The sequence below is a fragment of the Paenibacillus sp. J22P51 genome (assembly GCF_059692215.1).
The window spans coordinates 33307-57527 of the sequence record NZ_JCAUAZ010000016.1 but is presented as its reverse complement, the minus strand read 5'-3'; the positions used below and the strand labels follow the sequence as shown (position 1 = coordinate 57527).

The window sequence follows — 24221 nt, the reverse complement described above, 5'->3', positions numbered from 1 at the left end:
GCCTATGGAAACTCAAAAAAGTGAAAATGCAAACTGGCAATCGTATGGTGTGACTGCTCTTTTTATCGTCCTGTTGACGATATTTTTAAAAGGTTTTGAATTTTTCTTCGACCTGGTCAATATATCGCTTCTTTACTTATTCCCTGTTTTGTTTAGTGCTGTTCGATGGGGGAGGGGGCCCTCTTTCTTTGCTGCGGGACTAGGTGTGTTGGCATTTGACTTCTTTTTTGTCCCACCTACCCTCAGTCTAACGGTTACTGATTTGCGTTATGTCCTAACCTTTGTTGTGTTCTTATGCGTGGCTGGCCTTACATCAAGCCTTGCTTCAAAGCTTCGTAGTCAGTTCCATCAAGCGCATCAGAAAGAAGCGAATACCGCTGCCCTGTATGCGTTAAGTCGCAAGATTACAGCGATTTCAGATTTAGACATTTTGCTGGAGCAGATTGTTCAACATGTTTCCGATACGCTTGATGCGAAGGCTGCTATCATTTTGCCAAACCAAGACGGTGAACAGCAGGTAGAAGCTTTTTCGAAGGCTAGTGGAGATTGGGCTAGCGATGAAGCCCACCTAACTATCGCCGGATGGGTGAATCGTAACAATACGATTGCGGGTCGAGGGACTCGAACTTTGAGTGAATCATCGGATCTGCATGTCCCCTTAGCTACAGACCAGCAGGTACATGGTGTGCTCGCTGTACAAGTTGGCGATCGATTAATGTCCGATATGCCAGAGCTTATTCGGATCATCGAAGCGCTCTCAGATCTTGTGGCTGTTGCAATATCTCGGGTTAAGCTTGCGGATGAGGCCAAAGTAGCGCAATTGACGGCCGAGTCTGAGAAGCTGCGCACAGCCTTGCTAGATTCGCTCTCTCATGAATTGCGCACGCCGCTGGCTACGATTATTGGCTCGGTCACGGGTTTACTCGAGGGAGAGGACGTCTTTAGTCCAGATGATCGACGAGAGTTGCTGCTGACGATTCGTGAGGGTTCCACACGGATGAATAGACTCGTTGGGAATTTGCTCGGTATGGTTCGAATTGAAAGCGGTATGTTACGTTTAAATAAGATGTGGTGCGGAATCGAGGATGTTGTAGGTGTTGCTTTAACACAATTGAAAGATTCTCTGCAGAATCGAGTAGTGAGCATAGCACTTGATCCGGAACTTCCATCCGTACCGTTGGATGAAGTACTTATTGAGCAAGTACTGATTAATGTGATTAGTAATGCCATCAAGTATTCGCCTGAAGGAAGCGAAATCCGTATTCAGGCGGTGGTGAAGGATGGCGTTATGCTGAGTCTAACAATTGCAGATGAAGGTATGGGCATTATTCCAGCCGATAGGGAGCGGATATTCGAGAAATTCTATCGGGGAAATCGTACCAAGCATATCCCCGGTACAGGGCTTGGACTCGCCATCTGCAAGAGCATCGTAGAAGCGCATGGCGGTTCGATTATCGCAGGTGCGAGGAGTGACGGTAAACAGGGTACCGTTATTGAACTAAGCTTGCCTTTACAATTCGCTGAGAAAGACGGGGAAAACCATGACAACCACAGGGGCGAAAATTTTAGTCATTGATGACGAGGCACAAATACGGAAATTGCTGCGAGTCACCTTAACCGCACACGGATTTGAGACGTCGGAGGCGGCAACAGGCCAGGAAGGCCTGCTGCAGGCTGCGATGTTCCGGCCAGATCTGATTGTTCTAGATTTGGGGCTGCCGGATATGACCGGCATGGAAGTGCTGGATGGGATTCGGGAGTGGTCGCAGGTTCCCATCATCATTCTGACCGCGCAAGATCAGGAGACGGAGAAAGTCTCCGCCCTAGACCGCGGCGCGGACGACTACGTGACGAAACCGTTCGGCATGGGCGAGCTCATGGCTCGGATGCGTGTTGCCCTTCGGCATATCGCCAAAGCACCTGATGAGCCTGTGCTGAAGCTCGGGCAATTGGTCATTGATTTGGCGAAACGCAGCGTCGAGCTCCAAGGTGAGAAGCTGAAGCTAACGCCAACGGAATATGATTTGTTGAAAGTGCTCAGCGTCAATGCGGGCCGTGTCATGACGCACAAACAGCTGCTCAAGCAGGTTTGGGGCGGTCAGCAATATGAATCTGACAGCCAATACCTTCGGGTGTATGTTGGACATTTGAGGAAGAAGATCGAGACAGATCCGACGAGACCTCAGTATATTTTGACGGAGCCGGGGATTGGGTATCGATTTGCTTGGCAGGAAAATTGAAGTCGAGGAGCGCCAAAAAGCTTCCAACCCCACGATGGCGTGGGTTGGAAGCTTTTTGGTATGCGGAATTAACAAGTAAACGAGTCGATAAAGCGTAAATCAACGCCAAAGAACATCCAAGAGAATCCAGTCCAACGGAAGCCAGCAATCGAGGTCCGCCCAACGAACACTGGATAATACCAGTATTGTTGTCCGTTGCTTTGCCATATATACGTGAATCTGAATAAGCAACGAGAGATGCCGCCTGGATCTACAGCGTATACACCTGGCGCTTTAAGCGGCTTTTGCGGTGTGTGTCCTGGTGGCGCAGAAGTTGGCGGTTGATATCCGCCAGGCCCTGGTCCGGGACCACCTGGGAAACCACCAGGTCCGCCCGGGAACCCTGGTCCACCTGGGAAACCGCCTGGTCCGCCTGGTCCGCCTGGAAATCCTGGGCCACCTGGGAAGCCGCCCGGTCCGCCCGGCATACCCGGCATACCCGGCATACCCGGCATGCCCGGGAAACCGCCCGGTCCACCGAAACCACCTTGTTGACCCGGGAAGCCGGGCATCATGCCGCCAGGGAAGCCGGGGATACCAAGACCGCCCAAGCCGCGTGGATCATAGGCAGGCACCCAACCGTAATATTGCGGTACTGGATAGCCGTAAGGGTATGGCGTATTTTGCGGATAATATGCAGTTGGGTAGTCCGAGTCCGTTGCCGCGCTTTGTGAAATCGCATTATCAAGCTCTACGTCGCGCAGTTCTTGTTTTTTATTCGAAGCCATTCGTGAAGTCCTCCTTAGGTAAAAGCGGATAGTCGATACTTACTATATGCAGAGGGGTAGACGGATGTCACGAATTGCAAATAACAAAAGTAAGAGGAGCTAGACCTATAAGAAATGATATATCAAGAGTGTCTGGGAAATTTAACCTAGATAAATTGTCGAAATATAGGTTAAATATCCCATATAAATGAAGAGATATGTCGTATATAATTGAAAATGGAACGATTTTGAAATTATTGGAGCGGGATTTCTTGAGAGACCTACTGGGTAAAAGATTAAGATATGATGTGACAACAAGCTATGGGCTAGTCTTAGTCCCCAATCATACCGTTCTCAATCAAGAGCACTTGGATTTATTTAAGCAGCATCGCATTGATCCCATGGATATCGTAACAACGAGCATGTCTGATCACCAGATTGAACCCGCACCCTCTCAAGACGCTAATCGTCTTGTTCAAAAAGCGACACAATATGCCAAAGACTTATTCGAGCGTATTCAGACGCAAAAGAAAATACCGCTGCTTGAGATCAAGAACGAATTAATCCCAATCGTCCAACAGGCGGCCGAGAACCCTGATCTATTTCAATTATTTCAAGCCGTCAAAGCCAAAGATGAATATACCCATCAACATAATATCGGCGTAGGCATACTATCGACACTGATTGGTAAATGGATGGAATTAGCGGATGCAGAAGTAGCTTTATTATCCTTAGCAGCTACCATGCATGATGTGGGTAAAATCAAGGTTTCCCAAGAAATCCTAATGAAGCCAGGGAAATTAACGACGGTAGAGTACGAAGAAATTAAAAAGCACACCATTCTTGGTTATAATATGCTGCGTGAGACAGTAGGCATTAACTATCGCGTTGCTCTGGTTGCCCTTCAGCATCATGAACGAGCAGACGGCACCGGATATCCCCTGCAACTACAAGATAGTCAACTGGACAAAATGAGTCGGATCGTCGCTGTTGCAAATGTCTTCCACGCGATGTCATCCAAACGTCCCTATCAGGAAATGCTGCCTTTTCACGAGGTAGTTAGCCGCTTAAGGAAAGGTTTCTTCGGAGAATTAGATCCACATATTGTTTCCGTCTTTTTACAAAATATCATCTACAATCTAGTAGGCCGGCAAGTGCTACTTACGGATGGTCGTTGGGGCGAAGTCGTCTATATTAATCCAACAGATGATACGAATCCACTTGTGAAAATCGAAAATTCCTTTCTTGATCTCAGTCGAGAGAGACACATTCATATAAAGGAAGTTGTCATATGAAGCCAATGATCTCAGATAAGCCAGATGTATTACTTCAATTTTATTCCAATTACGGTCTAACCCAACGTGAAACAGAAATTCTTTCGTTACTAGCGACATATGGATACACGAACAAGGAAATTGCCGAAAATTGCTGTATTAGTGAGAAGACAGTGAAAATACACCTTGCCAATATCATGAGTAAAATCGGCATTGGCTCCATGCGAAAGCTGCTAGCTTTGCTGTTGCAGCAGGCGCTGTTGGTCTCTAGGCTGGGTGCGAGTGAGTCTGTTCGAGTTGCGTCGGTGGGGATTAGGTAGGGAGTGTGGAAGATAAGAGGAAGGCCTTCTAATCATAGGAGGTCTTTTTTTATTTGGACAGCGAACAAGGAAATGATAAAAATAATATGATTGGATATACGAGAGAGGGTATTGAACCCTTACAAAATTTGTTGTCTATGCATATTTTATATTATTTGATAATCAATAAGTTCAAATAGAATATAGGAGGAGTGAATAGAATGGTTTTTAATCCCAATATACCCATGAAACGAGATTCGGCTGGGAACCTTATCCCACAATTTTGGAATGATGCAATTCAAGATTGGGAAGTAACGCAAGGATCAGACGGTGCTTTAAGAGTGTTGATTGCAGGGGCACCAGGCTCACAAGGACCAACTGGGCCAACTGGACCTATCGGACCAACCGGCCCCCAAGGAATTCAAGGATTAAAAGGTAGTACAGGTTCTACCGGACCACAAGGAATAAAGGGTGACCAAGGAACTGTTGGACCGCAAGGAATAAAGGGTGACCCAGGAGCCGTTGGACCGCAAGGAATAAAGGGTGACCCAGGAGCCGTTGGACCACAGGGAGCAAAGGGTGACCCTGGAGCTACTGGACCTCAAGGAGCAAAAGGTGATACAGGAGCTAACGGTTTACAAGGGCCACAAGGTATCTCTGGTAAAACGGGAGCGACCGGACCAATGGGGCCAACTGGTCCATCGAGCTCTCAAAGTGATTCAAGTGTGATCAATGTTAAGAATTATGGGGCTGTTGGAAATGGAACAACAGACGATACAGCCGCTATTCAGCGAGCAATTGATGCTGTTCCAGCCACAGGTGGCACGGTTTATGTACCAGATGGTACTTATTTGATCACCGTTGCAAATCCATATACATCTAATCCTGGTAGTTTACGTCTTAAGAGTAATATGACATTTAGAATGAGTAAGAACGCGATTCTTAAAGCAATTACAAATGCGCTAGATAACTATGATATTTTAAGGGTTAGAGCCATCGACAATGTTAATATTGAAGGTGGTATATTGGTCGGCGAGAGGTATACGCATACGGGGAATCCAGCAGGTCAATGTGGCGTTGGGATTTGGCTAGAAGGTGCATCGAATGTTCGCATTATGGGGATTACTTGCAAAGAATTTTGGGGAGATGGCATTTATACAAGATATCATGACACACTAGGGAATAATGAAAATATTTGGATCTCAGGCGTTCTAGCTATTGATAATCGCAGACAAGGCATCTCAATATGTGCTGTCGATAAGATGACAGTTACCAATAGTATTTTCGAGAATACGCAAGGTACCGACCCTGCAGCCGGTATCGATATTGAGCCAGAGCTTGGAGGCTCCGTTTCAAATCTAACGATCTCTGGATGTGTATTCTCTGGTAATAAAATTGGTATACAGGGACTTGGTATTGCATCCTCAACCATAGTGGGTAACACATTTGCAAACAATACAACATATGGTATATACCTTGGAACTTCTCAATACTACACTATAACAGGAAATATTATTTACGGAAGCGGGTCGCATGGCATTTATCTCAATTTTGCTACGGATAACATAATTGCAGATAATGTCATACATGATAATGTTATGCATGGTATATACCTCTTAAACAGCTGTTTTAGAAACTCTATTACCGGAAACAGATGTGCGAAAAATGGTGGGAAAGGGATACTACTTGAAAAAGCACATAACAACGCGGTAGGAGAGAATCACTGTACAGAAAATAGCAGCAGCGGAATTAGTACGGAGAATTGTAATAATACCAATGTAGTAAATAACCATAGCTGTAATAACATACAAAACGGACTTTATATCTATGGAGGAAAGTTAAATAATGTATCAGGTAATCTCTGCAACCAAAATGGTCAACATGGTATACGTTTAACGGATAGTAACGACGCTCAAATTAATAATAATTTTTGTTCGGAAAATAGCCAAACGACAACTGTAACGTATGATAATATTTTTATCTCTGGTGCTAGTAACAACTGTGTTGTCCAGACGAATACTTGTAGAAAGGGAACAACAACTAAATTACCGCGATATGGAATCCGAATTGATTCAACAAGCGTAATTGGTACACTACTTCAAGATAATGATCTCAGAAGCGGTGGACAGACTGCTGATTTAAATGATCTTGGTACAAACACAATTGTGCCAACAAAAACGGGAACAGTGGCACCAACTGCAAGCGCTAACTTCATTGGACAAGAATATATTGATACTAAGTTAAAGAAGATCTATATAGCAACAGCGCTAGGTACTGGTGCAGCTGATTGGACGGTAATCAATTAAATCGTGTTCCATTTATTAAAAAAGAATAAGTGCCATCAGGTTCTCCATTTACCAACAGATAATTATGTTGCAGGAGATCCTGATGGTTTTTTGCATTTAGAAATGATATTACATAGTTAAATCTGAGATGAAGGAAAAATAAATTTTAAAGTATTGACAAAATACATTTTGTATCATAGATTATTAAAATAGATACATATTGTATCTATTGCTTGCTTGTTAAATTAAACGAATTCTAAAAATAGAGAGGGAGTGATAGCTAAAATATATATGAGTTCCAAAGTACGCTAAGATTTCATTTTTGATTACTTTATAACGGAAGACAGCAAAGGAAACCTTAAGGATGTGTCTGCATGAATCGTTGGACCATTTACGTGACAGGTTTCATCCTCGTTGGATTGATTAGTGTAGGCGGTTATTTATATTTGAAATTCGAGCCTAAACATCATTTCAGTCAATTGGAAGTACCTGTTTTGAGTGAACCACTTCCTAGCACGGAACAAATACTGAAAACAAGTGAGAAAAGCGCTGTAGAAGAGCAAACCGAACAGAAATCAACCTCTGCTCAAGATAAGGTTTTTAAAGCTTTTAACGTTCTGGTTCTTGGCATTGACGCGAGAGGTAAAGAAAACTCTAGGACAGATGTCATGATGGTTCTTCATATTATACCGTCGGAACGTAAGGTCAATATCATTTCAATACCAAGAGATACGCGGGTCCATATTGATGGTGTAGGTTATACAAAAATTAATCATGCTCATATATTGGGCGAAATGAAGGGAGGGAATGAAGAGGGAACAAAAGCTGCAATCGATGCCGTGAGTAATTTCTTAAATGTACCTATTAATTATTATATGAAAACAAATTTCGAAGGATTCGAGAACTTTATTGACACGATTGGCGGCGTAGATGTTCAGGTAATGAATGATATGTATTTGTCCGATAGTCAAGAAACAATTCCTAAAGGGTTACAGCATATTAACGGAAAACTAGCACTGAGCTTGGTGAGGGAGCGTTATTCCAATCCAGATGGGGATTTTGGTCGTCAATCAGAGCAATCTCAAATATTAAAAAATGTAGCTCAACAAATATTGAAACCAGAAAATATTGGAGAAATTGCTAACCTGCTTACCAAAGTGAAAAATGATATCGTGGATACGAACTTTCGTGACGATGATCTGATAAGTCTAGCTTGGCTATTTAAAGGAATGAGTATGGATGAGTTTATCTATAAACAAATTCCTGGACAAAGTGGCTATGAGTTGGATCCGCTTGTTCAAATGCGCTTATATTACTGGATCCCTGATAAAGATGAAGTGAAAAGGTTAAGCGATTATCTACTGAAAGATATACCTAGAAATTAATATGTATTCGCAAAGGAGCGTTGTCGTAATGCAAGTTGTTCAGCCTATTCGCGATCAAGATAAAATTGAGCAAATGCAGGACATATTAATTAGACAATCCCACAGAGATTGGCTCTTATTCACAATCGGAATTAATTCAGGGCTGCACTTGAGTGATTTACTTACCCTAAGAGTGCAGGACTTAAAAGGAAAACATAGGGTTACATTGAAGGAAGAAAAGACGGGGAAAGAAAAAACGTTCACTCTCCATAATCAATTAATGGAGTCCATTTTTGAATATGTTAAGTATATGAATGATGAAGATTATGTATTCCGTTCGCAAAGAACCGGTAAACCGATCAAGCGCATTCGCGTTTATCGTATATTAAATGAAGCAGCGAAACAGGCGGGGCTTAACGATATCGGGACACATACACTTCGAAAGACATTTGGGTATCACTATTATCAAAGAACAAAAAATATATCAGTGCTTCGTGATTTATTTAATCATTCTGCTCCATCTGTAACTTTGAGATATATTGGTGTGAATTCGGTAAAGCCAGGTTAGATGTGATACATTTTGTATCTAAAATGTAATGGCAAAAAGATCATGCTGTGAAGCAAACATGACCTAGAAAGGAGTTATTTATGGAGAAGAAATTACCAATCTCGCTTGAGATTTTAACAATTCTTAAACAAGTAGGAATCGATCCAGACAAATTTTCATTTAGGAATAAACACCATGTAGAGGTGGAGTCGTTTTCTAGTCAAGAGAACGTTCAGCCCTAACAAAAGCGATAAAGCGCCGTGCTTCTTCAGAAGATAACTTCTTTCCGTCAATGGTCAAAGCAAATTTCTCTAAAATCTTTTCGTCGGATAGTTCTAAATTATCTACGAAATCTCTAATTTCCTCATCTAGTGTTTTTTCAAATTCATTCGTTCGACCCAGCAAATAGTCTATAGAAACGCGGAAAAATGAAGCGATTTTATTGATTGTATTGTAATCCGGTTCTCTGCGAGAAGTCTCATAGTGAGATAATGCAGCTCTTGAAATCCCCAGCTTGTTGGCTAGATCTTCTTGGGTAAGTGCATGCTTTTCCCTCAGAAAGGCAATTCTGTCCCCGTGTTTAGTCATTTAAATTCCTCGCAATTCAATAAGAATATTAATATTATTACCTTTAATCATGATGTTAGACCTATTATAACAGTGTTCCGCTAGATATGAAATGCTAAATACCAAGATTGAATTCGTTTTCATAACTTCTCGTAGATTCGAATTAGAAATTCAGCTTGACATGTTACAAAACGTATCGTAAATTAAAGATACAAAACGTATCTAACATTAGAGGGACGGAGCGTGAAGAATGAATGCGTATCCTAATAACTGGCTCCGCTGGTTTTATAGGCTTCCATTTAAGTAATAAGCTCTTGGATCTGGGTTACACCGTCGTAGGTGTAGACAATCTAAATGCCTATTACGATGTAGAGCTGAAGAAGGCTCGGCTTAATTTATTAACCCAACGTGATCAGTTTCATTTTGTGAAGGAGTCGCTTGAAAATCGTGTAAAACTGGAAGAGATATTTGCGGAACATGAATTTGATGTTGTTATTAATTTAGCAGCACAAGCTGGTGTTCGGTACAGTCTGGAATATCCCCAAACTTACATCGATTCAAATGTGACAGGGTTCCTCAACATCTTAGAATTATGCAGAACGTATCAAGTCAAACATCTTCTTTACGCATCATCAAGTTCAGTCTATGGTGCAAATCGTAAAGTGCCTTTCTCAGTTGACGATACTTCCGATCACCCTGTTAGTCTGTACGCGGCTACCAAAAAAGCAAATGAAATGATGGCACACGCTTATAGTCATATTTATCGTCTACCGGTGACGGGACTAAGGTTCTTCACCGTTTACGGACCGTTCGGTCGTCCAGATATGGCTTATTATTCTTTTACACAATCTATTATGGAAGATAAGCCGATTAAGGTATTTAATGAAGGAGAAATGTGGCGTGACTTTACATATGTTGATGACGTTGTGAATTCAATCGTTCATTTAATTCCGCTAGCACCAACGGTTGATGAGACCTGGAATGGATTGGATCCTGTTTCTGGTAGCAGTAACGCACCGTATCGGATACATAATATTGGAAATCATCAGCCAGTCAAATTAACTGATATGATTGATCTCCTTGAACGATATTTAGGTAAAAAAGCACGCATTGAATATCGTCCGATGCACCCTGGGGATGTGGAAGTAACATATGCGGATACTATGTCATTGGAGAAGCTTGTTGGATTCCGGCCGGAAACGACGTTAGACTCAGGCTTACTCTCATTTGTGGCATGGTATAAGGAGTATTATGTGAAATCAACAATGAGTACCGTACATGGATGAAAATAGAGGGGATAGAATATGAGTAAAATTGCCATGATTGGTACGGGGTATGTTGGACTTGTGAACGGCACGTGCTTGGCACATATTGGTCATAACGTACAATGCTGTGATGTGAACAGAGACAAAATTGAACTGCTTCAACAAGGCAGAATTCCCATCTATGAACCGGGTTTGTCGGAGTTAGTTCTAGAAAATGTGGATGCTGGCAAATTGACATTTACATCTGATCTCCCATCAGCCATAGAGGAGTCTGATCTATTATTTATAGCTGTTGGTACCCCTATGGCACCGACTGGAGCAGCAGATCTAAGCTATGTTCAAGCAGTAGCAGAATGCATTGGCCGTCACTTAACAAGTGACAAGACTATTGTCATTAAAAGTACTGTTCCTGTTGGTACTGGACAAATGGTGGACACTTGGATTAGATCACATATGCATGATCCCAATATCAAATTTGAGGTTGTGTCTAATCCTGAATTTTTAAGAGAAGGCTCGGCAGTTTCTGATTTTATGAACATGGAGCGATGCATTGTTGGATCGACAGATGCTGAGGCTGCCCAGAAAGTAGCTGTTTGTTATGAAGCACTTGGGATGAAAACGTTCATAACAAGTCGTGAAAGCGCCGAGATGATTAAATATGCTGCGAATGCATTTCTTGCAACAAAGATTTCATTTATCAATTCGGTCGCTAATTTATGCGAGAGATTTGGTGCAGATATAGAGGACGTGGCCGAGGGGATTGGCTCGGACAGTCGGATTGGTCGAGCATTCCTGCGAGCAGGCATCGGTTACGGGGGATCATGTTTCCCGAAAGATACACACGCGTTAAGTTGGATGTCGGAGCAAGCAGGTTACGACTTTGCTTTGCTGAAAGAGGTTATGAACACAAATGAAGAGCAGAAATATGTGATATTACGCAAATTGTCTCATGTACTAGGAGATTTGTGTGATAAAACGATTGCTGTATTAGGTTTGTCTTTTAAACCAAACACGGATGATATGCGTGATGCGCCTTCACTAGCCATCATTCCAGCCATGATTAGCTCAGGGGCAAATGTACGGGTATACGATCCCGTTGCTATGTCCGAAGCTCATAAATGGTTTGGAAGTAAGGTGACTTACGGTGACGGGATTATAGATACAATTATGGGCAGCGATGCATGCGTCATTTTAACAGAATGGCTAGAGTTTGTTTCAATTGATTTAGTTAAATTAAGACAATTACTAAAACGACCGATTGTTATTGATGGCCGAAATTGTTTCGACTTGGAACGCATGCGACAACATGGATTTGAATATCATTCCATTGGCAGGGCTGCCGTATGTATGACGGAGCAATCTAATCAGCACTATTTAGTAAAGTAGTTTTGGATGGAAAGTATCTAAAGTGATGTAATTATTGATACAAAACGTAACACTCACTAGTTTCAATCATACTGTGATTGTCAAAAAGGAGATATACGATTATGCAAGTAAAAAAAGCAATTATTCCGGCTGCGGGACTAGGCACTCGTTTTCTACCAGCTACTAAGGCTCAGCCAAAAGAAATGTTACCGATTGTTGATAAGCCAGCCATTCAGTATATCATCGAAGAAGCTGTCCGGTCAGGTATTGAGGACATCATGATTGTAACGGGTAGGAGTAAACGGGCTATTGAAGATCATTTTGACCGTTCGCTTGAATTAGAAGAAGCGCTGCTCTCAAAAGACAAACGAGCGGAATATAACGAGATTCGTCGAATTTCCGATCTTGCCAATTTACATTACATTCGTCAAGGAGAGCCTCTCGGTCTCGGCCATGCCATTTGGTGCGCAAGAAAGTTTATCGGCAATGAACCATTTGCTGTACTCCTAGGCGATGACATCGTGAAATCGGATATTCCATGCTTAAAACAGCTAACAGATGCCTATGAAAAATATGGAACGTCTATTGTTGGCGTACAGAAAGTTCCAGAGAAGGATCTTTCAAAATATGGGGTTATTGCACCGGTAAAACACATACGGCATCTCCATGAAGCGATGAAAATTCAGGATCTAGTCGAGAAACCACCACTGGGCACTGAACCTTCCTCTTATGCAATAATGGGACGCTATGTTTTGGAGCCAGAAATATTCGGGCATATTGAAAAGTTAAGGCCTAGACCTGGCGAGGAAGTTCAGCTCACGGAGGCTCTGCGTTTATTAAATCAGGAAAAGTCGTTACTGGCATATCCATTTAAGGGTGTACGCTATGATGTTGGCGATAAAATTGGATTCTTGAGAGCAACCGTCGATTTCGCTCTCGATCGCAAGGACCTACGAGACGAGACACTTGTATTGCTACAAGAAGTCTGGCAAAGAGAAGATGTTGCGAAGAGAACATGGGTATGAATCTATTTTCAAGTTACGTAATTCTATGCCAAGTTGGCTTAATACGAAAGAGAGAGGTTGTAGAAACACATGAATCCTAAAAAAGTTCTTGTCTCAGGAGGAGCTGGCTTTATCGGCTCACATATCGTAGAACGATGCTTAATGAAAGGTTGGGAAACCATTGTTGTCGATAATTTATCGAATGGAAAAATTGAGAACGTACCTATCGGTGCCAAGTTCTATCAGGCGGATATTAGTTCGCACGAAATGGAATTAATTATCGCCAAGGAACAACCAGATATCATTGTGCACCAAGCTGCACAGACTGACGTTCAATACTCCCTTCATGAACCGCTTAATGATGCAAATACGAACATCCTATCTACAATTCGATTGCTTGATCTCTCCGTGCAGTATGGTGTTCAAAAGTTTGTATATGCATCCTCTGCAGCTATCTATGGCATGCCAGAAGAAGTTCCAATTGTTGAATCTCATCCCAAAAAACCAATGTCATGCTATGGCATATCTAAGTATGTTCCCGAGATTTATATTCAGACCTATGCGAAATTGTATGGTTTGAAGTATAGCATTTTACGCTACGCGAATGTATATGGGCCGCGACAAGCCTGTGATGGAGAGGGAGGGGTTGTGGCAATATTCGTCGATCGCATGCTGCGTGAAGAGAAATTAGTCATTTATGGCGACGGGGAACAAACGCGGGATTTTATATTTGTCGAAGATGTAGCTGATGCCAATATTGCGGCCATCCTTGCAAAGCAGAATGTGTTGGCAAATGTAGGTACGAGGAATCCTCTAACCGTTAACGCACTTGTGGCAACACTCAATGATTGCTGCGATGTAAAGGTTATGGTTGAGTACCGTCCGGCTCGGTCAGGTGATATTATGCACAGTTGCTTGGATAACAGACAGGCGATTGAAGTGTTGGAATGGGAACCCAAAGTTCGAATGGAAGAGGGGCTCTGGAAAACATACGCTTATCGATTATCACTTATGACCCAAGAACGTGGACTCAAACCCGCAGCACATAGTTGAAATTTCTAAGCTAGTGAAATAGACAAACAAACGCAAGGGTGAGAGCGATGAAGGATCAGTCCAAAGTAATCAAAGAGGTGTTCATATTAAGAAGTATTGCATGTCTTGGCATTGTATTGTTCAATTCACTGGATACAGCAGCAGCTCACTTCAATCTATCAGCTTCAGCAGGATCGGTGACATCAGAAGTCATTCATACCATTCAGATGCTTCTGTTATTCTCGACACCCCTGTTTGTGTTTATCTCCGAATTAATACTAGCAAGATCGTACAAGGATCAGGTATCAAGTGGATTTATTAAAAAGAGAGCTAAATTTATATTAATCCCTTATGTTACAATGGCAATTTTGTTTTCAATTGTTGATGTATATGCCGAAAGCTCATCTCCTACCCTTAAACTCTATTTCATTGAATTCGTTAAAAATTTATTGCTTGCTGATTTTTTCGGGTATTTTCTCTTGGTGATATTTCAATTTTATTTACTACATGTATGGTTTATCAGGTATGTATACAACAGATTTAATATGAAAACAGTGCTTGCATGGTCCCTCGCTATTAATCTCATCTACCTCAGTTTGTTTAATGTATTTGACCTCTCATCACTGCCATTTGCGAATTATTATTTCATTAATTTTCTGAATAAGGTACCCGTATTTGCATGGGTTTTCTATTTTACAATGGCGCTATATGCGGGTAGAAATTATGAAAGTTTTGTAGCGTATCTTAACAAAAACATTAAATGGGTGTTTGTACTGGTCATTCTCTCGGCAATTGTGGAGTTGACATTATACCATACAGGTATATTAGACCATATGTACTCAAAGCGAATGGATGTTTTATTTTATACGACTGGTGTCATCTCAACGATGCTTTATTTTTTTAATAAAATTCAAAAGGTACCAAAGGTACTTGTTATAATAAGTCAGTACTCCTTTGGGATTTTCTTGCTCACACGATTTGTTTTATTCGGAGTCAGTAAATTGGCTCCAGCCGAGTACTCGCCTTTACATTTATTTGTGTTTATCGTCGGAGCATTCAGTGTTGCTATTGTTGGATCCATTGTAGTTATTCATTGGTTAAATAAATTCCGATGGGGCCCTTTTATCGTTGGCAGGATCGGAATTGGTGTTGAAGATCGACAATCACGGTAAGCGAAAGTGATTGTAATCAACGGAAGAAAGGAAAAAAGTTGCGATTGACAAGATACGTTTTGTATCATAATATTTAAATGTAGGGACAATTAGTTACCTTTTGTAACATATGACGGTTGAAAAGAGGATATCTATGGAACTCAAACAAGTACTTAAAGTGCTCAAGTCAAGAATTTGGTTCATGATCATTTTCATATTACTGGGAACGACAGCAGTAGGAGTGTTAAGTGTATATTTCATAAAACCTGTCTATGAAGCATCAGCAAAATTAATTTTGAAGTCTAATGGAGCAGTTGACGGTAAATTAATTAACTATGATGCACTCTTGGCAAATGTCATGTTGATAGAAACGTATCGTGATATTGTAAAAACGCCAGGGCTTATGGAAAAAGTTGTAGAGTCCTATCCAGAGTTAAAAGTGACACCGGAACAGTTGATTTTAAAAGTGAAGGTAAACTCCTCGAATAATCAAATTATGTCAGTTGTTGTAAAAGATGATTCTTATGACAAGGCCGTACAAATCGCAAATGCAGTTTCGAATATCATGGTTCAAGAAATACCCAAAATCATGAATATTAATAACGTATCCATTCTAGATAAAGCAGCTACAATAGATAAACCAGTACCCGTCACTCCTAATCATGTAGTCAACTTATCTATTGGCTTTATCGTTTCGTTTTTACTAAGTATTTCGCTGGTGCTAATCGCAGAATTCCTGAATGATACAATGAAGTCAGAAGAAGTTATTGAGCGTGATCTGGGACTTTCTGTCTTGGCAGTTATCCCTAAGATGAAGAAAGAAGAGGTACTTCCAATGGTAAGCGTGATATCGGAAGAGAGAGTAGGTGAGCGTTCTTATGTCGCAATTAAACAATAAAAAAGCAAATAACAGACAAACATCACCTATATTCGAAGCTTGTTGGAAAATTAGAACAAGAATTGAATATTTCATGTCAAGTGAAGCATGCCAGGTACTGACCATCACGTCAGCAGGAAAGTCTGAAGGTAAGACGACAACTGCGGTGAACTTAGCTTGTTCCTATGCTCAAAAAAATAAGAAAGTGCTACTCATTGACGCAAATCTCAGAAAGCCTACCCTACATAAGATATTTGGTTTATCTAATGGAAGTGGACTATCGAACGTATTGACCGATCGTTATGAAAAAAATGATCTTGTCCAATATACCATGATCGCTAATTTGTTCTTGATTTCATCTGGTGCGAATACAGTTAATCCAATCGAGCTGCTCACGTCAAACCAAATAATCTACTTCCTTGAGAAGCTCAAAAAGGAATTCGATCTGATCATCATAGATACGCCCCCGGCCTTAGATTGGTCTGATGCGCAGATCCTATCATCGTTGAGCGATGGCGTGTTGTTGGTTATCAAGGATGGGAAAGTTAAAAAGGAACAGGCTATGAAACTTAAACAGGTGATTGAGCAGGTCAATGCAAAAATTGTTGGTGCGGTACTAAATGACGTCAATCGTCGCAAAGTAGCACGATACTAAATGTAAGCAGCATGATTTGCAACGTGGGAAATGGAATTATTGCGCCACTAATGATACATTTCGTAACTTAATAAAACATAATGTATCAGGGTAATGTCTACTGAACCCGTATAACTGTAGGCACTCGACCATGCTGTGGGAAGGTCATCCTTAGACATTAATCGTCAAGGGTGTGGTGTGAGGAAGGGTTAATGCCAATCATCATAAACATTGAGGAAGAGAATATGAAAATAATGCGGTCCGCGACTAATCCACTTAAACATGGATTATTAAAAAATGAATTTATTCGAAATGTGTCTGTTGTGATGTCTGGAACGGCAATTGCACAAGTGATAGCCATGATCATAGTGCCCATTTTAAGCCGATTGTATAATCCTGGGGAGTTGGGTGTATTTTCACTCTATGTATCCATCGTTACATTATTTTCTGTAATAGCAGCATTTAGATATGAGGTAGCCATCGTATTACCCAAGGAAGAAGATGAAGCAACACGTATTTTTATCATCGGCTGCATCATTATTTTTCTATTAAGTTTCATTCTGTTCGTCATGAGTCTCATTTTTGATGATGCCATTGCTCTTTTACTTGGTTCACCTGAGTTAAAGCCTTGGTTGATTTGGGTACCATTAAGTGTTTGTGCGACTGGTATTTATCAATGCCTAAATTATTGGAGTACAAGACAGCAGATGTATAAAAGAATGTCGGTGTCATTAGTTGTACGTTCAAGCAGTGTAGCAACAACGCAAATAGCAGCGGGGTCTTCTGGTTTGATGTCAACTGGTTTGATAGGAGGTCAGATTGTTGGCCAGCTCCTTGCATCCTTCATATGGTCTATTAGGACCTGGAAAGAGAATGCAACGATGTTTAAACAGAATTTCAAGCTAGACGAGTTGAAACAAACGGCTAGAAGATATTCGGAATTTCCCACGTATAGTACACCTCAGACATTAGTGAATTCATTGTCTCAAAATTTGCCCATTTTTATGTTGAGTTATTTCTATGGTTCTGCCGTAATTGGTCTCTATGCGCTGGGATTAAGGTTAATCCAATTTCCAGTCACCTTAGTTGCTCAATCCGTGAGACAAGTTCTTCTCCAACGGATTAGCGAGGCTAATCAAGGTGAGATCAACCTAAATAACATGTATAAAAAATTTACCGTTACACTAGCTTTGATTGCATTAATACCATCACTTATTATCATTTTTTTCGGGCCTCAATTATTTGAAATCATTCTTGGTGCTGAATGGATGGAAGCCGGCATTTATGCCAGTTGGATGGTCGTATGGATGTTTATGTCATTTATTAGTGCACCTGCTTTGGTATTAATGACAGTATTCGGGTTGCAAAAGAGGTTATTAATCTATGAAACTTTACTATTGGTGGGTAGATTCGGCGCTTTGTATTTAGGAGGCTCTTATTTTTCAGTAGTGGAGTGCATAGCCATATTTACTATGGTAGGTGTCATATTCAATGTGTATTTAATCGCATCCATGCTTAAAGCGAGCAAAGAGAGAGTGAGGAAATATGGAGGCTAATCTTCAAGCAAATATGAAAGTTCATTTAATTTTCACAAATATTTTTCTGGCCATATTTGTTTTCACTATTATTTTATTTTCTTTCAATCCTAGTTTGACCTGGATTCCACAAGGTTGTGCATTGTTATTGGTTACCACGTTTGCATATGAGGTTCTCCTAAAAAAGGGGGATTTTAAGTTTATAGTGCCACTTCCCTTGATCATTTATCTTGTATTCATCATCTATGCTTCGTTAAGTTTACTTTGGACGAATCAGAGTGTCGACATGATGTCCACCTTACTTCAGCTGTTCTTTATCTCATTTATTATGATCAATATTGTTAATTACCAGGGTCATTTTTATGCAATTACATATGGTTTTTTGGCTGCATTATTAGTAGCTACCATTGATTTGTGGAAAGAAATGGGGGGGCTTGTAAATACAAATGAATCCATTCGAGTAACGTCGTTTTTAGGTAATCCGAATACATTTGCTATCGCGTTATTTATTGGCATGCTGCTTGCAATGGAAGGTTTGCTCAAAAAATCAACTGGTAGCCGAATTTCAATTGGGGGAAAAATTATCAAAGTCTTTTTAGCTGTTCTATTACTACTTTTCTCCTATGAGATTATTTTTTTGACAGGCTCTCGCAAAGCAATGTTATCCGTATTCATGTTAGGATTCATGATTTTTTTGAAATATCTAACTAAAGTGAAGTTCTTACAAAAAATCATGATTATCGGATGTGGCATTGGATTATTAACAGAGCTGTTCTTTCTATTAAAAGAATCGGTTTTTTTCGTAAGATTACAAAGAGTATTCGACATGTTAGCAGGAAAAGATGTTCGAGACGGTAGTTTAAGTGAAAGATCGAGCATGATCAGTGATGGGTGGGCTCTATGGAAAGAAAAACCTGTAACTGGTTGGGGAACGGATCAATTTAGATACCTCACAGATTATCAAACGTATTCACATAACAATTTTGTGGAGCTATTAAGTAACAATGGTCTTATTGGGTTGATGCTTTATTATTCCATATTTATCATCATGTTAATTGCTGGGATCAAATTGTTGTTGAGCAGCAAAGACGAAGAGAAGCATACTGGCTTTTTTAGCGTAGCTACACTTCTAATTTTTATTTTTTGGGACTTGGCACATGTATCTTATTACAGTAAATTTCATTGGATCATGTTATCCATTCTTATGGGGATCACCTGTTACATCAAATCAAATCCGGTACTGAAGCAAACCAAGGTTGCAAAACAGTAGAGCGAAAGGGGTGAAGTTAGTGAAAACTAAGCTGATGTTGATGACGCCTAACTTACTGGGAGGCGGGGCAGAAAAGGTTATGGTTAATTTATTAAATCATTTTGATAGGGAACGAATTGAGCCCGTATTTATCACAGCAAATTTGGTTGGGCCTTATACTAAATTGTTGCCTAAAGATGTCGAGGTCATTGATCTTGGTGTAACTAGAGTGCGATATGTCATCCCTAAGCTATTGGGTGAGATTAATAAAATCAAACCAGATGTTATCTTGTCTACGTTAGAAAGATTAAATTTTGCCTTGCTACTTGCCAAGCCATTCATCCACAAGAAAACTAAAATTGCAATTAGAGAAGCAAACCTCCCTTCCAAAACAATCGACTTATATCCTTCTTATCAAAAATTCATTTACCAAAACATGTATAGAAAACTATATCCTCATGCTGATCATATCATTACACAATCAGATCGGATGAGACAAGAAATATTGGATTTAACAGGTGTCCAAGAGGAAAGAGTAATTACGATTAACAATCCAATTGATGTCTCGTTAATTACAGATTTAGCGAGTAAGTTTCACCCATTTGTTGGGGCTAACGGGAAAACGATAGTTTCAGTGGGAAGATTAGAGTATCAGAAGGGATTCGATATTCTAATAAACGCATTCAAACTTGTAAATAACCGCTATCCAGACTCGAATTTGTATATTTTGGGCGAAGGCAGTTTGCAGGATGAATTACTTCATCTAGCTAGATCCTTGGATATTGCAAATCAAATACATTTTATTGGTTTTCAGGAGAATCCGTATCCATATATGAAGCATGCGGATCTATTTGTTTTATCATCGCGTTTTGAAGGATTTCCTAACGTGTTATTGGAGGCCTTAGCGTGCAACGCAAAGATTATCGCTACGGATTGCCAAAGTGGTCCAAGAGACATATTGATTAAGCCGGAGTATGGTTTGCTTGTAGCTGTGGAAAATATTCAAAACTTAGCTAATGGAATGTTACGAGGATTAAATGACACAGTGCTTGGAAGTAAAGGGTATACCAGAGCTTTGGATTTTGATTGCCGAAAGATTACTGATTTATACGAAAAAGTTCTTATTAGCTGATGAGGTGAATAATCGATGATGAGCGAAGAAGTTGTAAACAATCTGTTTGTACTCTCAGGTACACGTTATAAGCAAAATTTATATTACCAATATGTAAAAAGAGTTTTGGATGTTCTAATCGCGGTATTTGGATTAATTCTTACGTTACCGGCTTTAATCATTTTCGCTCTAGCGGTCATCATCGAGACACCAGGCTCTGCTTTTTACCTGCAGGAAAGAGTGGGGTTAATGGGAAGAAGTTTTAATGTCATCAAATTGCGGTCTATGGTCACGAATGCAGAAGCAAATGGGTTGCAATGGGCTGTGAAGAATGATTCGAGAGTTACGAAAGTTGGCGCATTCATAAGAAAAACAAGAATTGATGAACTTCCTCAACTTTTGAATGTCTTAAAAGGTGAAATGAGCATCATAGGACCTAGACCCGAAAGATCATATTTTACTTATCAATTTGACAATGAAATACCTGGTTTTGTGAATCGATTGGTTGTGAAACCTGGCCTAACAGGTTGGGCACAAGTAAATGGCGGTTATGATATTACGCCAAAGCAAAAGTTAGAGTTGGATATGCAGTATATAGAAAAACTATCCTGGTGGTTTGATATCAAAATATTATTGAAAACAGTGAAAGTCGTTATTACCGGTGAGGGTGCCAGATAAAAAAACGAATTCAGCGGAGCGGAAATATGAATAAGAAAAGAAAATATCTGGGAGCATTTATTATCATCATTGCCATCATCATTGTATATTTTCAATTACAAACCCGCGACAATGAGGCAGCATCTACAAAGCCCAATGATAATGGCGCAAAGACATGGAGTCCAATTGAGAGTAATGATACGGGGAATCATATCGGAATTGATATACAAAGTTTAATTGACCAAACCGCAGCACAAGGTGGGGGAGATGTTAATATTCCTTCGGGTAAATATTATTTGACCAAAACGATTATCGTAAAACCAACGATTACCTTAAAACTAAACTCTGGTGCAATGTTAATCCCAACTAAGGATATAAACGTAATTGAGCTAAAAAGAAACTCGGCAATAAATGGAGGCATTATCTATACCTATGATTTTGAAGGATACACCCAATCAGCCATTTACCTGGATGGATCTGAACAATTTTCTGGAACGCTAAAAACGGCGGCTATTTCTGATATTAAAATTGTTGGTCGACAGGGCTTTGGGAATGGTGTTTATTTACATGCTGCCAAGGGAAATGACCATGTTAGTTGGGTAGAAGCTCATAATCTAAACATTACCGGTTTCGAGAAATCTATTTATTTCAAAACGGAGTCTGTAGATAAACCAAGTAAAATATGGATCAACGGTAATAACTTTTCCCAAATTTTCCTGAAGGACTCTTATTATGGAATCTATCTGGATGGGCATAGTGATTTGCCTAACGAAATTTCTGGAAACAATTTTACTAGCGTACAAATTCAAACTTCTGAGAAGACAAAGCAAGCTATCTACGTAAAAGGAACAAAAAACTACATTCAAGCGATGATATGGGATTATCATCTAGGTGCAGAGGCTATTCATTTCGATAAAGATTCCCTTCGTAACCAAATCCAATCGAATGTCTCGGTTAGTGATCGTGCTTTTATTGATAAAGGTAAAGACAATTTGTCTGTTTCGGCCGAATAATTATGGCTAAAAAGATCATTGTTATCCTGCTGATCTTCATCTTAGTGCTAATCATTGTTATATGTTTTTTTGGAAGATTTCTCGTCGTGAACGAAACACCTCATAAAGCCGATGTCATTATTCTGTTGAGTGGTGACGAAGGCAGATTGGAAAAAGGTGTTGATTTAATGAATGAGGGTTATGCGAACCGTATGATCGTAACGAGAACTAATGGTCGAGGGTACGGAGAAATTAAGTTAGGCTCGGTCATAAAAGCGGGTGTCCCATTGTCATCGATTATTCCGGAATATCAAGCAACAAGTACATACACCAATGCTGTGTTTTCTAAAGAAATTATGTTACAGCAAGGATTTAAAACAGCAATTGTCGTTTCTAGCAACTACCATATGCGCCGAGTTAAATATATTTTCCAGAAAATATTTAAACAAACGGACATTCACTTAACATATTCATCCGCGCAAAGTCCAAACTTTGATCCCGTCTATTGGTGGAGCCAAAGGAAGTATACCCAATATGCCATTTCAGAATATATCAAATTAATTGGTTACATGATCAAATACTAAAGCAACAGTAGGATTTGTGCTTGTAAATGTATAGATGGGAGAAAAAAGATGATTAATATTAAGCGGAAAGCTTGGGAATTAGAGTTAATGGTTAAGGGGAATACATTAAAATATAAGCAGAAATTAGATGAATGGCAGTGGCTGAATAGAGAAGGTATTTTGAATCTGCAAAATAATAAGCTTAAGGCTTTATTACAGCACGCTTATAATCATGTTCCGTATTATCGGAATATTTTGAAAGAGTCAGGGACAATAGATAGAAATGGAAATATCCATTTGGAGCATTTTACAAAGATTCCTTTGCTGGATAAAGAAAAGATCAAGTTACATTATGAATCGTTAAAGTCAGATGATTTACATTCACGTTCCTGGTTTGAAGAATCATCAGGCGGGTCAACAGGCGCACCCATTACGCTTATTCAAGATAAGGAGTTTATGGATTGGAGCAGCGCTGTAAAGATCCTAGATGATGAATGGACAGGCTTGACGATGGGCTGCAGACGAGCATATGTATGGGGGTCTGTCAGAGATACTTTGGTCGGCAAAGAGACGGTAAAGACGAATCTAGGAAGATGGATTAGAAACGAACGTTGGTTAAATTCCTTTCGAATGACACAGGATCGCATGGAAGAGTTTGTGAATGAACTTAATGAGTTTAAACCTGTCCAAATTACGGCATTTGCAGAGAATTTGTTTGATTTGGCTAAATTCATCGAGGAAAGAAGATTGTTTATTTACACACCCAAATCAGTGTTGACCTCAGCTGGTGTACTTTATCCTCATATGCGAGAAATTATTCAGCGCGTTTTTAAAGCGCCGGTTTTCAACCGCTACGGATCTCGAGAAGTTGGAGATATTGCCTGTGAGTGTGAACATCACAAAGGTCTTCACCTTTCAGCTGCGACTCATTATATCGAAATACTTAATGAAAACGGTTTGCCTGTTCAGCCTGGTGAATATGGAGAAATTGCTATTACATTGCTGACGAATTACTCAATGCCTTTAATTCGGTATCGGATTGGTGACTTGGGAGTTATGTCAGAAGAGGATTGTACATGTGGTAGGGGAATGCCATTAATACTAGATTTAATTGGTAGAACTACGGATATTTTCATTAATAAAAATGGTGATCGGATTGATGGAAGGATGTTTATCCGTTTGTTAATGGCATGCTCTTTTATTAAGAAGTTCCAGGTTAAACAATACGAATACGAGAAAATAAAGATTATCGTTGAACCGGCGGTAAAAGAGATAGATCATTATAAGGTTTATATGAGAGAAATAACGGATTTGATTGCAGATTCCAAAATTATTATGGGTGGTCAATGTGAAGTTGAATTCGAATTTGTTGAGTACATCGAAACAACGGCCTCAGGCAAATATCGATTTACCATTTCACAAGTACATTAAGTTGATAAATATTAGAAAAAGGATGAATTCAAG

At 40.1% G+C, this 24221-nt stretch carries 23 protein-coding genes; 21 read left to right on the top strand and 2 right to left on the bottom strand.

Annotation, left to right across the window (positions count from 1 at the left end):
- The first annotated feature begins 4 nt into the window (after nt 1-4).
- Nucleotides 5-1576 (top strand): DUF4118 domain-containing protein, encoded by a 1572-nt coding sequence (locus AC58QC_RS25235; RefSeq protein ID WP_497417804.1) that lies wholly within the window; start codon nt 5-7, stop codon nt 1574-1576.
- On the top strand, nt 1542-2240 hold the full coding sequence (locus tag AC58QC_RS25230) for a response regulator (RefSeq protein WP_497417803.1): 699 nt from the start codon (nt 1542-1544) through the stop codon (nt 2238-2240). The genes AC58QC_RS25235 and AC58QC_RS25230 overlap by 35 nt, the downstream gene beginning before the upstream one ends.
- 68 nt (nt 2241-2308) lie before the next feature.
- Here AC58QC_RS25230 and AC58QC_RS25225 read toward each other — a convergent pair whose 3' ends face one another.
- The gene (locus AC58QC_RS25225; protein ID WP_497417861.1) at nt 2309-2791 is read right to left on the bottom strand and encodes a collagen-like protein; all 483 of its coding nucleotides are present in this window, start codon (nt 2789-2791) and stop codon (nt 2309-2311) included.
- 467 nt (nt 2792-3258) lie between these two features.
- Here AC58QC_RS25225 and AC58QC_RS25220 point away from each other — a divergent pair, with 467 nt between their 5' ends.
- From AC58QC_RS25220 to AC58QC_RS25200, 5 genes are all read left to right on the top strand, one after another.
- The gene (locus tag AC58QC_RS25220) at nt 3259-4281 is read left to right on the top strand and encodes an HD-GYP domain-containing protein (RefSeq protein WP_497417802.1); all 1023 of its coding nucleotides are present in this window, start codon (nt 3259-3261) and stop codon (nt 4279-4281) included.
- On the top strand, nt 4278-4580 hold the full coding sequence (locus AC58QC_RS25215) for a helix-turn-helix domain-containing protein (protein ID WP_497417801.1): 303 nt from the start codon (nt 4278-4280) through the stop codon (nt 4578-4580). The genes AC58QC_RS25220 and AC58QC_RS25215 overlap by 4 nt, the downstream gene beginning before the upstream one ends.
- 200 nt (nt 4581-4780) lie before the next feature.
- Nucleotides 4781-6865, top strand: a complete 2085-nt coding sequence (locus tag AC58QC_RS25210; protein ID WP_497417860.1) for a right-handed parallel beta-helix repeat-containing protein — start codon at nt 4781-4783, stop codon at nt 6863-6865.
- Nucleotides 6866-7218: 353 nt separating this feature from the next.
- On the top strand, nt 7219-8229 hold the full coding sequence (locus tag AC58QC_RS25205; protein ID WP_497417800.1) for an LCP family protein: 1011 nt from the start codon (nt 7219-7221) through the stop codon (nt 8227-8229).
- A gap of 28 nt (nt 8230-8257) precedes the next feature.
- Nucleotides 8258-8776 carry a tyrosine-type recombinase/integrase gene (locus AC58QC_RS25200; RefSeq protein WP_497417799.1) on the top strand — a complete coding sequence of 173 codons (519 nt, stop codon included), beginning with the start codon at nt 8258-8260 and terminating at the stop codon, nt 8774-8776.
- Between the two features lie 195 nt (nt 8777-8971).
- Here the strand turns inward: AC58QC_RS25200 and AC58QC_RS25195 are convergent, their stop codons facing one another.
- The gene (locus AC58QC_RS25195) at nt 8972-9343 is read right to left on the bottom strand and encodes a helix-turn-helix domain-containing protein (protein ID WP_497417798.1); all 372 of its coding nucleotides are present in this window, start codon (nt 9341-9343) and stop codon (nt 8972-8974) included.
- Between the two features lie 233 nt (nt 9344-9576).
- Between AC58QC_RS25195 and AC58QC_RS25190 the strand changes: the two genes are divergently transcribed.
- From AC58QC_RS25190 to AC58QC_RS25125, 14 genes are all read left to right on the top strand, one after another.
- Complete coding sequence (locus AC58QC_RS25190) at nt 9577-10608, top strand: NAD-dependent epimerase (RefSeq protein ID WP_497417797.1); 1032 nt, start codon at nt 9577-9579, stop codon at nt 10606-10608.
- An 18-nt stretch (nt 10609-10626) separates the two neighbouring features.
- On the top strand, nt 10627-11973 hold the full coding sequence (locus AC58QC_RS25185) for a UDP-glucose dehydrogenase family protein (protein WP_497417796.1): 1347 nt from the start codon (nt 10627-10629) through the stop codon (nt 11971-11973).
- Between the two features lie 101 nt (nt 11974-12074).
- Entirely contained in the window at nt 12075-12977 is a 903-nt protein-coding gene (gene galU, locus AC58QC_RS25180) for a UTP--glucose-1-phosphate uridylyltransferase GalU (RefSeq protein WP_497417795.1), read from the top strand.
- A gap of 69 nt (nt 12978-13046) precedes the next feature.
- Entirely contained in the window at nt 13047-14009 is a 963-nt protein-coding gene (locus tag AC58QC_RS25175) for an NAD-dependent epimerase/dehydratase family protein (RefSeq protein WP_497417794.1), read from the top strand.
- A gap of 47 nt (nt 14010-14056) precedes the next feature.
- The gene (locus tag AC58QC_RS25170; protein WP_497417793.1) at nt 14057-15160 is read left to right on the top strand and encodes an acyltransferase family protein; all 1104 of its coding nucleotides are present in this window, start codon (nt 14057-14059) and stop codon (nt 15158-15160) included.
- Between the two features lie 133 nt (nt 15161-15293).
- Complete coding sequence (locus tag AC58QC_RS25165; RefSeq protein WP_497417792.1) at nt 15294-16037, top strand: YveK family protein; 744 nt, start codon at nt 15294-15296, stop codon at nt 16035-16037.
- Nucleotides 16018-16671 carry a CpsD/CapB family tyrosine-protein kinase gene (locus AC58QC_RS25160; RefSeq protein ID WP_497417791.1) on the top strand — a complete coding sequence of 218 codons (654 nt, stop codon included), beginning with the start codon at nt 16018-16020 and terminating at the stop codon, nt 16669-16671. The genes AC58QC_RS25165 and AC58QC_RS25160 overlap by 20 nt, the downstream gene beginning before the upstream one ends.
- A gap of 191 nt (nt 16672-16862) precedes the next feature.
- Nucleotides 16863-18206, top strand: a complete 1344-nt coding sequence (locus AC58QC_RS25155) for a lipopolysaccharide biosynthesis protein (protein ID WP_497417790.1) — start codon at nt 16863-16865, stop codon at nt 18204-18206.
- Nucleotides 18196-19455, top strand: coding sequence for an O-antigen ligase family protein (locus AC58QC_RS25150; RefSeq protein ID WP_497417789.1), 1260 nt, complete (start codon nt 18196-18198; stop codon nt 19453-19455). Before AC58QC_RS25155 ends, AC58QC_RS25150 begins: the two co-directional genes overlap by 11 nt.
- A gap of 19 nt (nt 19456-19474) precedes the next feature.
- Nucleotides 19475-20566 carry a glycosyltransferase gene (locus AC58QC_RS25145; RefSeq protein WP_497417788.1) on the top strand — a complete coding sequence of 364 codons (1092 nt, stop codon included), beginning with the start codon at nt 19475-19477 and terminating at the stop codon, nt 20564-20566.
- Between the two features lie 15 nt (nt 20567-20581).
- Nucleotides 20582-21223 (top strand): sugar transferase, encoded by a 642-nt coding sequence (locus tag AC58QC_RS25140; RefSeq protein ID WP_497417787.1) that lies wholly within the window; start codon nt 20582-20584, stop codon nt 21221-21223.
- 26 nt (nt 21224-21249) lie between these two features.
- Nucleotides 21250-22215 (top strand): hypothetical protein, encoded by a 966-nt coding sequence (locus AC58QC_RS25135; RefSeq protein WP_497417786.1) that lies wholly within the window; start codon nt 21250-21252, stop codon nt 22213-22215.
- An 86-nt stretch (nt 22216-22301) separates the two neighbouring features.
- Nucleotides 22302-22778 carry a YdcF family protein gene (locus tag AC58QC_RS25130; protein ID WP_497417785.1) on the top strand — a complete coding sequence of 159 codons (477 nt, stop codon included), beginning with the start codon at nt 22302-22304 and terminating at the stop codon, nt 22776-22778.
- A gap of 48 nt (nt 22779-22826) precedes the next feature.
- On the top strand, nt 22827-24188 hold the full coding sequence (locus AC58QC_RS25125; RefSeq protein ID WP_497417784.1) for a phenylacetate--CoA ligase family protein: 1362 nt from the start codon (nt 22827-22829) through the stop codon (nt 24186-24188).
- Nucleotides 24189-24221: the final 33 nt, after the last annotated feature.